The 12595-nt window shown below is 58.1% G+C and carries 16 protein-coding genes; 12 read left to right on the forward strand and 4 right to left on the reverse strand.

Features of this window, described 5'->3' with window-relative positions; genetic code table 11:
- Positions 1-6 precede the first annotated feature (6 nt).
- Genes acpS through pyrE form a run of 3 tightly spaced genes read right to left on the reverse strand, consistent with a single transcriptional unit; the run spans position 7 to position 1729 of the window.
- Positions 7-411 carry a holo-ACP synthase gene (gene acpS / locus CP97_RS06515; protein ID WP_048885272.1) on the reverse strand — a complete coding sequence of 135 codons (405 nt, stop codon included), beginning with the start codon at positions 409-411 and terminating at the stop codon, positions 7-9.
- A complete protein-coding gene (locus CP97_RS06520) occupies positions 408-1148 on the reverse strand; it encodes a pyridoxine 5'-phosphate synthase (RefSeq protein WP_048885273.1) in 741 nt (246 codons plus the stop codon). The genes acpS and CP97_RS06520 overlap by 4 nt, the downstream gene beginning before the upstream one ends.
- A gap of 2 nt (positions 1149-1150) precedes the next feature.
- Entirely contained in the window at positions 1151-1729 is a 579-nt protein-coding gene (gene pyrE / locus CP97_RS06525; RefSeq protein ID WP_048885274.1) for an orotate phosphoribosyltransferase, read from the reverse strand.
- A 214-nt stretch (positions 1730-1943) separates the two neighbouring features.
- Here pyrE and coxB point away from each other — a divergent pair, with 214 nt between their 5' ends.
- The 10 genes from coxB (at position 1944) to CP97_RS06570 (ending at position 10938) form a co-directional block, all read left to right on the forward strand.
- Entirely contained in the window at positions 1944-3029 is a 1086-nt protein-coding gene (gene coxB / locus CP97_RS06530) for a cytochrome c oxidase subunit II (RefSeq protein ID WP_048885275.1), read from the forward strand.
- 43 nt (positions 3030-3072) lie between these two features.
- Entirely contained in the window at positions 3073-4797 is a 1725-nt protein-coding gene (gene ctaD, locus CP97_RS06535) for a cytochrome c oxidase subunit I (protein WP_048885276.1), read from the forward strand.
- Positions 4798-4881: 84 nt separating this feature from the next.
- Positions 4882-5835, forward strand: coding sequence for a heme o synthase (locus CP97_RS06540; RefSeq protein WP_082863752.1), 954 nt, complete (start codon positions 4882-4884; stop codon positions 5833-5835).
- Complete coding sequence (locus tag CP97_RS16630) at positions 5832-5957, forward strand: hypothetical protein (protein ID WP_048885277.1); 126 nt, start codon at positions 5832-5834, stop codon at positions 5955-5957. Before CP97_RS06540 ends, CP97_RS16630 begins: the two co-directional genes overlap by 4 nt.
- Complete coding sequence (locus CP97_RS06545) at positions 5957-6559, forward strand: cytochrome c oxidase assembly protein (protein WP_048885278.1); 603 nt, start codon at positions 5957-5959, stop codon at positions 6557-6559. The genes CP97_RS16630 and CP97_RS06545 overlap by 1 nt, the downstream gene beginning before the upstream one ends.
- A 65-nt stretch (positions 6560-6624) precedes the next feature.
- The gene (locus CP97_RS06550) at positions 6625-7503 is read left to right on the forward strand and encodes a cytochrome c oxidase subunit 3 (protein WP_048885279.1); all 879 of its coding nucleotides are present in this window, start codon (positions 6625-6627) and stop codon (positions 7501-7503) included.
- Positions 7504-7509: 6 nt separating this feature from the next.
- Positions 7510-7911, forward strand: a complete 402-nt coding sequence (locus CP97_RS06555; RefSeq protein WP_048885280.1) for a DUF983 domain-containing protein — start codon at positions 7510-7512, stop codon at positions 7909-7911.
- Complete coding sequence (locus CP97_RS06560; RefSeq protein ID WP_048885281.1) at positions 7908-8516, forward strand: SURF1 family protein; 609 nt, start codon at positions 7908-7910, stop codon at positions 8514-8516. Before CP97_RS06555 ends, CP97_RS06560 begins: the two co-directional genes overlap by 4 nt.
- Positions 8517-8644: 128 nt before the next feature.
- Positions 8645-10045, forward strand: a complete 1401-nt coding sequence (gene thrC / locus CP97_RS06565) for a threonine synthase (protein WP_048885282.1) — start codon at positions 8645-8647, stop codon at positions 10043-10045.
- Positions 10045-10938 (forward strand): class I SAM-dependent methyltransferase, encoded by an 894-nt coding sequence (locus CP97_RS06570; protein WP_048885283.1) that lies wholly within the window; start codon positions 10045-10047, stop codon positions 10936-10938. The genes thrC and CP97_RS06570 overlap by 1 nt, the downstream gene beginning before the upstream one ends.
- Positions 10939-10957: 19 nt before the next feature.
- Here CP97_RS06570 and CP97_RS06575 read toward each other — a convergent pair whose 3' ends face one another.
- The gene (locus CP97_RS06575) at positions 10958-11767 is read right to left on the reverse strand and encodes a DUF1499 domain-containing protein (protein WP_048885284.1); all 810 of its coding nucleotides are present in this window, start codon (positions 11765-11767) and stop codon (positions 10958-10960) included.
- Positions 11768-11877: 110 nt separating this feature from the next.
- Here CP97_RS06575 and CP97_RS06580 point away from each other — a divergent pair, with 110 nt between their 5' ends.
- Positions 11878-12246 carry a dihydroneopterin aldolase gene (locus CP97_RS06580; protein WP_048885285.1) on the forward strand — a complete coding sequence of 123 codons (369 nt, stop codon included), beginning with the start codon at positions 11878-11880 and terminating at the stop codon, positions 12244-12246.
- Positions 12243-12554 carry a Rossmann fold domain-containing protein gene (locus tag CP97_RS06585; RefSeq protein ID WP_082863753.1) on the forward strand — a complete coding sequence of 104 codons (312 nt, stop codon included), beginning with the start codon at positions 12243-12245 and terminating at the stop codon, positions 12552-12554. Before CP97_RS06580 ends, CP97_RS06585 begins: the two co-directional genes overlap by 4 nt.
- Positions 12555-12595: the final 41 nt, after the last annotated feature.

A 12595-nucleotide genomic window follows, 5' to 3' on the forward strand; every position in this document is an offset into this window, starting at 1 on the left:
GGCAGATCAGGCTTTCGGATGCGCCTCGAGGATCACGAAGGCCTGCGCCCATGGATGATCGTCTGTGAGGGTGAGATGAATTGTTACAATGTGTCCGGGCGGCGTCAGTTCCACCACTCGTGCAGCGGCGCCGCCGGTAAGCGAAAGCGTCGGTGCGCCGCTGGGCGCATTGACAACGCCGATGTCCTTCATGAAAACGCCGCGCTTGAAGCCGGTGCCAACCGCCTTGGAAAATGCCTCCTTCGCGGCGAATCGCTTGGCATAGGTGCCTGCCTGCGTATGCGGTCGCCGTGCGGCTTTGGCGTTTTCAATCTCGGTAAAGCTGCGCTGTCTGAAGCGATCGCCCCAGCGGTCAAGCGATCTGGCAATGCGTTCGATATTGCACAGGTCTGATCCCAACCCGATAATCACCGCGCCAGATCCATGAGTTCCCGCATTTTCAGCACTGCTGGCTCCAGCCCCTCGAAGATCGCCTCGCCAATCAGATAATGGCCGATATTGAGTTCAGCCAGTTGCGGAATAGCGGCGATCGGCTGGACGTTTTCATAGGTAAGGCCGTGGCCCGCATGCGGCTCAATCCCGTTTTTCGCGGCCAGCGCGGCCATGTCTGCGATACGTTTCAGTTCAGCGGCCAGGCGCTCCTGCTGGTTATCCAGATGGGCATGGGCATATTCGCCCGTGTGGAATTCAACCACGGGCACGCCCAATTGCAGCGCGGCGTCCAGCTGTTGCTCTTTCGCTTCGATAAACAGGCTTACGCGAATACCGGCCTCTTTCAACTGCGTGACGATCGGCTGAAGGTGATTGTGCTGGCCTGCTGCATCCAGTCCGCCCTCCGTAGTGCGCTCTTCGCGCTTTTCGGGCACGATACAGGCTGCATGCGGATTATGTGCAAGCGCGATGGCGAGCATTTCCTCGGTTGCTGCCATCTCGAGATTGAGCGGCAAATTGGTCGCGTGCTGGATGCGCTGCAAATCGTCATCGCGGATATGCCGCCGGTCCTCGCGCAAATGTGCGGTGATGCCGTCACCGCCGCATGCCGCAACGATCTGCGCTGCGCGTACCGGATCAGGATGGTCGCCGCCACGTGCATTACGAATGGTAGCAACGTGATCGATATTCACGCCAAGACGAAGGGGAGGGGCCATGCCTATGCCCGACTGCCAGGCTTGGTAATGGCAATCCCGGCGAGGTCTTCCGGAACCTCGTTCTCTGCATAAGTTGGGAAGTCAATGTCGATGAGCGGGAAGAAGGGGACGCCGAGGTCCGCTGACCCATTGGACCGATCCACTAGTGCAACTTCAGCCAGCACTTCACCGCCTTCGCGTGCAACGGCTTCAATCGCTTCCCGGCTGGAAAGGCCTGTGGTCACGACGTCTTCCACCATCAAGACTTTGGTGCCCGGCGCCAATGCAAAGCCCCGGCGCAGGTGGAAGGTGCCTTCGGGCCGTTCGAGAAACATTGCATCCAGATTGAGCGCGCGGCCCATTTCATGGCCGATGATGATGCCGCCCATGGCCGGACTCACCACAGCATCGAGCGAGTCGAGTATGTCGCCCGGTATGCACTCGGCCAGCGCTTCGGCCAATCGAGCGGCGCGATGCGGATTCATCAACACCCGTGCGCACTGTAGATAATGGCCGCTGTGTCGCCCGGAACTGAGCCTGAAGTGGCCTTCCAGCAGCGCTCCGCTGGCGCGAAACTCGTCGAGAACCTCGTCTTGGGTCATGATCGTGCGAGCCTGGCCTTTCGTCATAAAGTGTAGTTCTGGACCACGGGCCTGATGGACCCTGTCGAAAAAAGTCCCTAGAGCCGCTTGAGGCGACGGGCAAGCATGCGTATAGGCCCGCTCAATCTACCCTCAGCATGACTGCGGGGGTTCAAGCTGCAGGTCCGTTGCGGGCCTTCATGCCCGGTTCGTAAAAATGGGAAGTATCGACGCAATGAATTTCGGCGACCTTGTCCGCAAGAAACTGCAAACCCTCACGCTGGTCGCTGCTGCGTTCGGCCTTGCTGCTGTGCCGGCCATGGCCAGTGCGCAGGAGATTTCAGAGCCTGCAACCACCGTCAACGCCTCTGAAGTGCAGGCTGAAAGCGTGGCTGATGGCGATGTCGTGCTTGATGGCGCGGGTGGCTTTGAACATTTCGGCCCGGACATGATCAAGGGCCAGCCGACGGCATTTGAAGACGATCCGATGGCATCGCTGACCTTCCAGGACCAGTATACGTCCGATGGCGATTACGCGCTGTGGATGCATGATGCGATTTTGCTGCCGGTCACCGTGGTGATCAGCCTGTTTGTTCTGGCTCTGCTGCTGTGGGTCGTCGCGAAATATCGCCGCAAGAAAAACCCCGTTCCTTCCAAGACCAGCCATAACACGTTGATTGAAGTGATCTGGACTGTTGTGCCCGTCATCATCCTTGTGGTGATCGCAGTGCCTTCCATTACCCTGCTGGCGCGCCAGTATAAATCACCGCCAGAGGATGCGATCACGATCAAGGCCAATGGCTACCAGTGGTATTGGGGCTATGAATATCTCGACAATGGCGGCTTTGAAGTCATTTCGAACATGCTGGACGAAAGCGACGCGCTCGACGCTGGCGAACCGCATCAGTTGGCGGTGGATAACCGCATGGTGGTGCCGGTCGGTGTTCCGATTCGTCTGCAGACATTCGGCGCAGATGTGATCCACTCATTCGGCGTCCCGTCGCTTTGGTTCAAGCTGGACGCAGTTCCTGGCCGCATCAACGAGCGTGTTCTCACGATTGAGGAAGAAGGCATTTATTATGGCCAGTGCATGGAGTTGTGCGGTGCCCGTCACGGTTATATGCCGATCACGATTGAAGCGCGCAGTCTCGATGATTACAATGCCTGGGTGCAAACGCAGCCTGGCGGCATGACCCGCGAACAGGCTCTTGCCGATGAAGCGGCTGCGGCTGCTCCGGAAGCCGATACGGAAGTAGCCGAGGAAGAAGATGCAGGCGAAGCAGAAGTTGCAGAGGAAAACGCCTCCGCTGCTGCCGTCTAATCAAGTATTCACGTTTTACAGCATAAAGTAAGGTTCACCGAAAATGGCCACCACCGCTGAAGGTTTTGACGCTCACTCTGAAGAGCACAACCACGCGCATCACGATGCCGATCACAAGCCCGGCTTCTTCGCGCGCTGGTTCATGTCGACAAACCACAAGGATATCGGCACCCTTTATCTGATCTTTGCAATATTCGCCGGGGTTGTCGGTGGCGCCATATCGGGCGCGATGCGTGCCGAATTGGCGGCTCCCGGACTGCAATACCTGGGTATGTTCGTCGATATGCTTGGCGGAGACGGTTCCTCTTTCGACCAGCAGGGCCATATGTGGAACGTGCTGATCACGGCACACGGCTTGATCATGGTATTCTTTATGGTCATGCCCGCCATGATCGGCGGCTTTGGCAACTGGTTTGTCCCGCTGATGATCGGTGCTCCAGACATGGCCTTTCCGCGGATGAACAATGTTTCGTTTTGGCTGACAGCGGCGGGCTTCTTCTCGCTGATGTTCTCCATGTTCGTTCCGGGCGGCGTGGGCCAGGGTGCAGGTGTTGGCTGGACGGTCTATGCTCCGCTTTCGACAACCGGCTCCGTCGGTCCCGCAGTCGATTTTGCGATCTTCTCGCTCCACCTTGCTGGCGCTGGTTCCATCCTTGGCGCGACCAATTTCATCACCACCATCTTCAATATGCGTGCTCCGGGCATGACCTTGCACAAGATGCCGCTTTTCGTGTGGTCGGTGTTGGTCACCGCGTTCCTGCTGTTGCTGGCACTGCCTGTGCTGGCCGCCGCAATTACCATGCTGATTACGGATCGTAACTTCGGCACGACCTTCTTCGATCCGGCAGGCGGCGGCGATCCGGTGCTGTACCAGCATCTTTTCTGGTTCTTCGGTCACCCTGAAGTCTACATCATGATCCTGCCGGGCTTTGGCATGATCTCGCAGATTGTGGCGACTTTCAGCCGCAAGCCGGTGTTCGGTTATCTGGGCATGGCCTATGCAATGGTCGCGATTGGCGTGGTCGGGTTCATCGTGTGGGCGCACCACATGTATACGACGGGGCTCGACGTAAATACGAAGATGTATTTCACCGCCGCTACCATGGTCATCGCGGTGCCTACGGGTATCAAGATATTCAGCTGGATCGCAACGATGTGGGACGGCAGTATCGAGTTCAAGAGCCCGATGGTCTGGGCGATGGGCTTCATCTTCCTGTTCACCGTTGGCGGCGTAACGGGTGTTGTGCTGGCCAATGGTGGTATCGACGACAATCTGCACGATACCTATTATGTGGTGGCGCATTTCCACTATGTGCTGTCGATGGGCGCGGTTTTCTCACTATTCGCCGGCTGGTATTACTGGTTCCCGAAGATGTCGGGCCGTTGGCACAGTGAATTTCTCGCCCATGTGCATTTCTGGTTGTTCTTCGTCGGTGTGAATGTCGTGTTCTTCCCGATGCACTTCCTGGGCATGCAGGGCATGGCGCGCCGTTATCCCGATTTCACTGCAGCCTATTCCTATTGGAATGAAGTGGTGAGCCTTGGCTATCTCATCGTGCTTGCGTCGATTGGGGTGTTCTTTGTGAACCTCATTTACGCCTTTACCGCGGGCAAGCGGGCCGAAGGCAATTACTGGGGCGAAGGCGCGACCACACTGGAATGGAGCCTTTCCAGCCCGCCGCCATTCCACCAGTTCGAAACGTTGCCTGTGATCGAAGACCATCACAATGCCGACGATCACATCAGCGAGAAACCGGCGACTGCCTGACCTCGGCGCCTCTCGCCACGACAAGACAGATGGGGAGGGGCGCGCCGGAGACGGCAGCGCCCCTTCCTCTTCTATTGAAGGACCATGAACGCCATTACCGCGCCTTCCTCCCAAGAGGTCGACCAGACCGCGATTGCCGTCAGCCCAGTGGCTGCGTCAATGCCGGCAGACTGGCGTGATTTCTTTGCTCTGACCAAGCCCAAGGTGATGCGGCTGGTGGTGTTTACGGGCCTTTGCGGTTTGCTCGCGGCACCCGGCTCCATCCACCCGGTCATCGGATTTACTGCGATATTGTGCATCGCGCTGGCCGCAGGGGGCGCAGGTGCGCTGAACCAGTGGTGGGAAGCCGATATCGACACCAAGATGAAGCGCACGGCGAGCAGGCCCCTTCCAATGGGCCTTATGCGGCGGGAAGATGCGCGCGATTTCGGTCTGCTTCTTTCTGGCGGTTCCGTGATGATCATGGGCCTTGCGGTCCATTGGCTGGCTGCCGCTGTTCTGGCATTCAGCATATTCTTCTATGCCGTAATCTACACCATGTGGCTCAAACCGCGCACGCCGCAGAATATCGTGATCGGCGGCGCTTCGGGCGCGTTTCCGCCATTGATCGGATGGATAGCGGTGACGGGTGAGATCACTGCCATGCCCGCTCTTCTGTTCGCGATTATCTTCATGTGGACGCCGCCGCATTTCTGGGCGCTCGCGCTGTGGGTGAAGATTGATTACGCCGAAGCCGGGATCCCGATGATGCCGGTGGTTGCGGGAGAAGTTTCCACCCGCCGACAGATATTGCTCTATTCGATACTCTTATGGCCATTGAGCGCTGCGCCGTGGTTCATCGGCGGCACTGGTCTGATTTACGGCTTTGCCGCCCTCGCGCTTTCGGCCATATTTTTGGGCCTGTCTGTCCCCGTGGGCTTGCGTCGAGCGAGTGAAGGGGACACGATGAAGCCTGAAAAGCGCTTATTCGCATATTCGATATTTTATCTTTTCGCGCTGTTTAGCGCATTGGTCGCCGATCGCTGGATTTTGCCATGACGCCGGAAGAAGAAAAAGAATTCAAACGTCGCCGCACCGCGCGCAACAAGGTGTTCGCACTGGTGCTGTTCGGCTTTGTCGCGCTGTTTTATGCAATCACTATCGTGAGGATGGGTGACTGATGGGATCGCTGGTACATGACGATCATCTGGAACGCCGCAACCGCCGCACCATGCTGGTGGCATTTGGCGCGGCGCTGGCCATGCTTGGGCTGGGCTATGCTGCTGTGCCGCTTTACGATCTGTTCTGCCGTGTCACCGGCTTTGGCGGCACCACGCAGGTCGCTTCGGAGGCCGAGGCGGACATCGCAGCCCGTCTGGCGGCCAGTGCTGGCGGACAAACCTATTCGATTCGATTTGATGCCAATACAGCGCGCAACATGCCGTGGGATTTCCGTCCCGTGCAGGTGACGGACACGATCACCATCGGTCAACGGGACATGGCGACCTATATTGCTCGCAATAATTCGTCTGAGCCGGTGACAGGTACTGCCACTTTCAATGTGGAGCCCAAGCAGGCAGGCCGCTATTTCAACAAGATACAGTGCTTCTGTTTCACAGAGCAGACATTGCAGCCCGGGCAGGAAGTGCGGATGCCGGTTTTGTATTACGTCGATCCTGCGGCGCTGGATGATCCCAATATGGAAGGGGTAGAGCAAATTACGCTAAGCTATACCTTCCATCGCGCAATCGAAAATGAAGAACAGGCAGAACAAGGCATCTAAGGCTCTGGACCCGCGGCTGCGCGGACATTAAGGGCCTTATCAAACGCAAATAGCAGGACTGAATTATGGCCGGCGCCAAAAACCACGATTATCACATTCTCGCACCTGACATCTGGCCGGTGGTCGGCGCGCTTTCTGCGCTGACCTTCACCACCGGCATGGTGATGTTCATGCATAATGACTTGGAAATGTTCAGCACATCCTGGCGCATCGTTCTGGGCCTGGGCATCGCGGGTCTCATCGCCACTTTCTATGGCTGGTTTGCCAAGGTCGTGAAAGAGGCGGAGCGCGGCGATCATACGCCTGTTGTGCAGCTTCACATGCGCTATGGCATGATCTTGTTTATCGCTTCGGAAGTGATGTTTTTTGTCGGCTGGTTCTGGAGCTGGTTCGATTTCGCCCTGTTCCCCGCCCCGCTGGAATATCTGGGTGATGGTATCTGGCAGAACCTGATTGGTCAGGAAGGTGCTGCTGCCGTTCTCCACTTTCCGCCCGAAGGCATCGATGTGCTCGATCCCTTCTCCCTCCCGCTGCTCAACACAATCATCCTCCTGTGTTCGGGCACAACGGTCACCTGGGCGCATCATTCGCTCATTCATGGCGACCGCGATGGCCTCAAGAAGGGCCTGTGGCTCACCATCGCCCTGGGCGTATTGTTCTCAGCGATTCAGGTCTATGAATACAGCCATGCGGACTTCGGCTTTGGCGGTGTAAGCTATTCCAGCGCCTTTTACATGGCGACAGGTTTTCACGGCTTTCACGTGCTGGTCGGCACGATTTTCCTGATCGTCTGCCTTGTGCGGACCTACAAGGGCCATTTCACCCCGCGTCAACACTTCGGCTTTGAAGCGGCGGCGTGGTATTGGCATTTCGTCGATGTCGTGTGGTTGTTCCTGTTCATATCCATCTATGTCTGGGGCGGCTGGGGCGCAGAGGTTCACTAAGTATATATGGTGAACGACAATTCGTCCGAGACAACGAAGGGGCAGCCCACCATCGGTGAGGCTGCCCTTTTCGCTATGTGCCCGCATTGCGGAGAGCGTACGCTGTTTGCCGGCTGGACCAGCTTTGCCGAGAGATGTTCTGCCTGCGGACTCGATTACGCGCGTTTTAACGTCGGAGACGGTCCTGCCGCCTTTCTTACGATGATCGTGGGCGCGATAGTGGTAGCACTGGCGCTGTGGCTGCAATTGAGTTTCGAGCCGCCGTGGTGGGTGCATGTCATCTTGTGGCTTCCGCTGATTGTGGCCGGCGTAATTTTTGGCTTGCGGCTTGCAAAGGCGTGGCTGCTGGTGGCGGAATACCGGCGCGACGCAAAAGAACATCGCCATGATGCAGGCGATAGATCATGACAGGGCGCAAGATCCCGATCATCCCGACAGTCTTTGTTGTCGCCGCTGCCGCCACGATGGTAGTGCTGGGATTTTGGCAACTTGGCCGGAAGGATGAGAAAGAAGCGCTGATCGCGCGGTATCAGGGCGCTGCGGATCTGCCTTTGCTGGATCCTATACCCATCGCCTCCGAACCCGACGCCTTCCTCTACCGCCGTGCCGCGCTGGATTGCAGGGAGGTGACCGGATGGAACGCCATTGCCGGGCGCAATGCCAATGGTGCAAGCGGCTATGTGCAAATCGCCAGCTGCCAAATCGGCGAGTCGCAACGCGCCCAAAGCGATCAGCCTATGGCAGAGGTGGTGGCCGGCTGGTCGCGCGATCTGCAATTGCCAGATTGGGATGGCGGGCCCGTTACCGGGATCATCGCCCGCGGGGGCGAAAACGGATGGCGGCTTGTTGCTGATTCGCCGCTTGCCGACGAATTGCAAGCCAATGCCACGCCCGATCCACGCGAGCTTCCGAACAATCATCTGGCCTATGCAGGACAATGGTTTTTCTTTGCGCTGACGGCGCTGGGCATTTATTGGCTTGCCCTGCGCCGCCGCTGGCGGAACCGCGGATGATCTGTTCACAGCAGCCTGCGCGCAGATTGGCGGGGCGTGATGGACAGATCGATGCAATAGCCAAAATAGCCACTGGCGAATGACAGCTTGCTTGCCCGTCGCTTGTTGCCCCGCTAACCCGCGCTTCGATGAAATATGTCTCTACCCGTGGCAGCGCAGCGGCGCTCGATTTCCAAGGCGTGACGCTGGCGGGCCTTGCCAGCGATGGCGGGCTCTATGTGCCGCAAAGCTGGCCGCGCTTCACGGAAGGCGAGATCGCCGACATGGCAGGTCTTCCCTATGCCGAATTAGCGGTGCGGGTCATGGCACCCTTTGTCGCCGGATCGCTGAGCGAAGAGGAATTGCGCGATCTGTGCACCCGCGCATACGGAAGCTTTGCCCATGATGCGGTGACGCCGCTTGTCCAGTTTGACCAGCAGCACTGGCTGCTTGAGCTGTTTCATGGTCCCACGCTCGCCTTCAAGGATGTGGCGCTGCAATTGCTCGGGCGGTTGTTTGAACATTTCCTCAGCCGTAGTGACGATCACCTTACCATTGTTGGCGCGACCAGCGGCGACACTGGGAGTGCGGCGATTGATGCGGTGGCCGGACGTGAGCGGATAGATATCTTCATGCTCCATCCCGAAGGTCGGGTGAGCGATGTACAGCGCCGCCAGATGACCACCGTGCTTGCGCCCAATGTCCATAACATTGCCATCGACGGCAGCTTTGATGATGCGCAGGCAATGGTTAAGCACATGTTTGTCGACCCCGAAATGACCGGCAAATATCGAATCACTGCGGTCAATTCGATCAACTGGGCTCGCCTGATGGCGCAGGTAGTCTATTATTTTGCCGCCGCTCTGCAATTGGGAGTTCCTCAGCGCAAGATCGCCTTCAGCGTGCCGACGGGCAATTTCGGTGACGTATTTGCTGGCTATGTCGCGGCGCAGATGGGCTTGCCGATAGAGCGGTTGGTGGTCGCAACCAATATCAACGATATCCTGCACCGCGCCTTGTCGAGCGGCGATTATTCCGCTGGCGCAGTTACACCTACCGCAGCGCCCAGCATGGATATTCAGGTGTCCTCGAATTTTGAACGTCTGCTGTTCGATGCAGGCGGCCGCGACGGGCCAGCCTTGGCAGAGCAGATGCGCGGGTTTGAAACGAACAGTGCCATGCAGCTTACGAATGCACAGCGGCAGGGTGCGGCGGGCCTGTTCACCAGCGCACGCGCCAATGCGGCCGAAATGGAGCTGGCAATGGCATGGGCGGCGCAGCATTGCGGCGAGATCATTGATCCGCACACCGCCATCGGACTGCACGCTGCCCGCCATGCGCAAATCGATCCTGCTGTGCCCGTGGTCACGCTGGCCACTGCACATCCGGCCAAGTTTGGTGATGCGGTGGAGAAAGCTACCGGCCAGCATCCCGAATTGCCGGCTCGCATGGGTGATCTGTTCGATCGAGAGGAACGCTATGATCGCCTGCCCGGCACCTATGATGCGGTTCGCGATTTTGTGGCAGGGAACGCCACGCAGAGCGCCTGATGGCACAGCTTGCATCGCCGCCCATCGTGATGGAAGGCGCCGCCTGGCCCGATTACGGGCTGGTCGACAGCGGTCATGGCCGCAAGCTGGAGCGTTATGGCGATTATCGTTTTATTCGCCCCGAACCCCAGGCGATGTGGAGCCCACGCCTGCCTGAACACGAGTGGAAGGCTGATGGCGAGTTCATTCCCGGCAGTGATGAGGATGGCGGCGGCCGCTGGCATTTTAGCGGTTCAATGCCGCCCGAAGGCTGGGAGCTTTCGTGGCAGGAAGTACGCTTTACCGCGCAATGCACCCCATTCCGTCATCTCGGATTCTTTCCCGACATGGCGCCTGTGTGGGATTGGATGCGCGGGCAATTGGGTGCGCGTGAGGAGGCGCAGACACTCAATTTGTTTGGCTATACCGGCGTTGGATCGCTTGCGTTGAGCAAATGCGGCCCCGTCACCCATGTCGACGCAAGCAAGAAATCTGTGGCTCAGGCGCGCGAGAACGCCGCACTTTCGGGCTTGTCGGAAAACCCTGTTCGCTGGCTGATAGACGATGCGGCTAAGTTCACGGCGCGCGAGGTGCGGCGCGAAAGCCGCTATGACGGGATAATCCTTGATCCACCCAAGTTCGGGCGCGGACCGAAGAATGAAACCTGGCGGCTGGAAGAAGGGCTTCCACCGCTGATCGGCGATTGCCGCCGTCTGCTGGATGATAACAGCGCCTTCCTGTTCCTCACCGTCTATGCCGTGCGGATGAGCTCGCTCGCGATTGGCGGACTGTTGTCCGATACCTTTGCCGATCTGCCCGGCACCATAGAGCATGGTGAACTGGCGATCAGAGAAGAGGGCGAGGGTGGTCGTCTGCTGCCCACCGCTATTTTCGCGCGCTGGCGTAACCCCTGAATCGGCTGCTGGCCTTCGATCAGTTCATTGCTCGTAGATCGTTCAGGAAAGTTTCCACCCGTTCGGCGTTATAGCCAAGGTCGCTCACTCCAACGCGGCTGACGCTGCGCATGTCCACGCGGGTGCTGCCATCGGCAACTGGCGTTACTTCGATCACGACATCGTCAAAAAAGCGGACAAAACCCGCAGTGGCCGTCGCTTCGAGTCGGCCTCCGTCGGTGTCAACATTAGCGATTTCCCATCCGCGTTCTTCGGCCAGCGCGCGGACATCGGCCAGTACCAGATTGGGTGCCTTGTTGATGACTGCAGGCCGAATATCAGGATAGCCTTCACGATGGGTGGAGCGCCATTCCTCGATGTTATCGAATGGCACCAGATTGTCTTCGCGCAAGGTCAGCGTGCTGAATTGCGGTGGGTCCTGCACATCAGTGCTGATGTCATGCAACGGCGGATAGGCGCGGGCAGGCTGGATCACCTGGAAATACATAGAGCCCAGCATGACAAGTGACAGCGCCAGCGCCAGCGGTGAACGCCAGCCCGCGCCGCGCTTGCGCATTATCCCCAACACGATGCCGATGAGCGCGATGCCCGCCAGCACGGCGAGCGGGACAAGCATCATCATGAATATCCGAAATCCGCCGATTTTCGAGATGATGCCGTAACGTGCCAGCACCAATGCTCCTAATCCGAGCACGATCCCCGTGAGCACGCCACCGAGCGAGAAAATGCCGATCATGCGGGTCAGATTCGATTTGGCCTTATAGGCCTGCGAACCGGCACCAACTGCTGGTGCGGGCGAATTGCGCGGCGTGTCAGTTTTATCGGCCATTATGCATTCCCACTATCGTTTCCCTGATCTTCCTGCGTGCAGCCATGCGCGTCAAGCGAATCGTGCGATGCTTGCCAAGGATGGCTTGCGCTGCCATCTGCTCGCCCATCATGGCAGACAGTCTTTACCTGGAACTCGTCGATTTCGAGCATGACATCCATACCGGAATCTATTCGGAGGAAACAGGACGTCCGCAGCCGCTGCGTTTCAGCGTTCGGGTAAAGCTGAAGGAACAGCAATTCTACAGGCCTGATACGCCACTAGAGCAGAGCAAGAATTACATGGACCTGAAATTCGCCTGTTCTGAAGGATTGGGCGATGCGCATTACAAGCTGATCGAAGCAGTTGCGGACCATGTTTGCGAAACATTATTCCTGCAGGATGCGCGCGTGGAAGAGGTGCAGGTAAAGATCGTCAAGCTGGCCCTTTCCGAAGCGAATGAACAGATCGGCATCACGCTGACGCGGGAGCGGCGGTGAGCTTGCCGCGCATGATTGCGGCACGTGACCTGCCTCTTGCCCCGCTTGATGCTGCCGCGCGATTTACCGCGCATATCCTACCATCGATTCGCAACGATCTGGCGAGCGATTGCATTATTCTTTTCGACCCGGCGGACAGGCCGCACGCCATCTGGCGTCGGGCAATGGTAGAAGAACTGGCGCGTGAAGCTGCTCCGGCAAGGATAAATGCTATTGTCGGCACAGCCGAGGATGCGATCGCCGCAACAGTGGAATATCTGGCAAAGGCGCCGGGTGTGACAGGCCAGATTTTTGAACTTTCGACGTAGCTTTCGCAGTTTGCCTTGCGTCGCTGCTATCTGTGCGTAAC

The organism is Aurantiacibacter atlanticus (genome assembly GCF_001077815.2).
In the GTDB taxonomy this organism is placed as follows: Bacteria; Pseudomonadota; Alphaproteobacteria; order Sphingomonadales; family Sphingomonadaceae; genus Alteraurantiacibacter; species Alteraurantiacibacter atlanticus.

Bases quoted from the DNA above. Each gene is read 5' to 3' on its own strand.
- CP97_RS06520 (WP_048885273.1), bottom strand. From the start codon at position 1,148: ATGGCCCCTCCCCTTCGTCTTGGCGTGAATATCGATCACGTTGCTACC.
- pyrE (WP_048885274.1), bottom strand. From the start codon at position 1,729: ATGACCCAAGACGAGGTTCTCGACGAGTTTCGCGCCAGCGGAGCGCTG.
- coxB (WP_048885275.1), top strand. From the start codon at position 1,944: ATGAATTTCGGCGACCTTGTCCGCAAGAAACTGCAAACCCTCACGCTG.
- ctaD (WP_048885276.1), top strand. From the start codon at position 3,073: ATGGCCACCACCGCTGAAGGTTTTGACGCTCACTCTGAAGAGCACAAC.
- CP97_RS06540 (WP_082863752.1), top strand. From the start codon at position 4,882: ATGAACGCCATTACCGCGCCTTCCTCCCAAGAGGTCGACCAGACCGCG.
- CP97_RS16630 (WP_048885277.1), top strand. From the start codon at position 5,832: ATGACGCCGGAAGAAGAAAAAGAATTCAAACGTCGCCGCACCGCGCGC.
- CP97_RS06545 (WP_048885278.1), top strand. From the start codon at position 5,957: ATGGGATCGCTGGTACATGACGATCATCTGGAACGCCGCAACCGCCGC.
- CP97_RS06550 (WP_048885279.1), top strand. From the start codon at position 6,625: ATGGCCGGCGCCAAAAACCACGATTATCACATTCTCGCACCTGACATC.
- CP97_RS06555 (WP_048885280.1), top strand. From the start codon at position 7,510: ATGGTGAACGACAATTCGTCCGAGACAACGAAGGGGCAGCCCACCATC.
- CP97_RS06560 (WP_048885281.1), top strand. From the start codon at position 7,908: ATGACAGGGCGCAAGATCCCGATCATCCCGACAGTCTTTGTTGTCGCC.
- thrC (WP_048885282.1), top strand. From the start codon at position 8,645: ATGAAATATGTCTCTACCCGTGGCAGCGCAGCGGCGCTCGATTTCCAA.
- CP97_RS06570 (WP_048885283.1), top strand. From the start codon at position 10,045: ATGGCACAGCTTGCATCGCCGCCCATCGTGATGGAAGGCGCCGCCTGG.
- CP97_RS06575 (WP_048885284.1), bottom strand. From the start codon at position 11,767: ATGGCCGATAAAACTGACACGCCGCGCAATTCGCCCGCACCAGCAGTT.
- CP97_RS06580 (WP_048885285.1), top strand. From the start codon at position 11,878: ATGGCAGACAGTCTTTACCTGGAACTCGTCGATTTCGAGCATGACATC.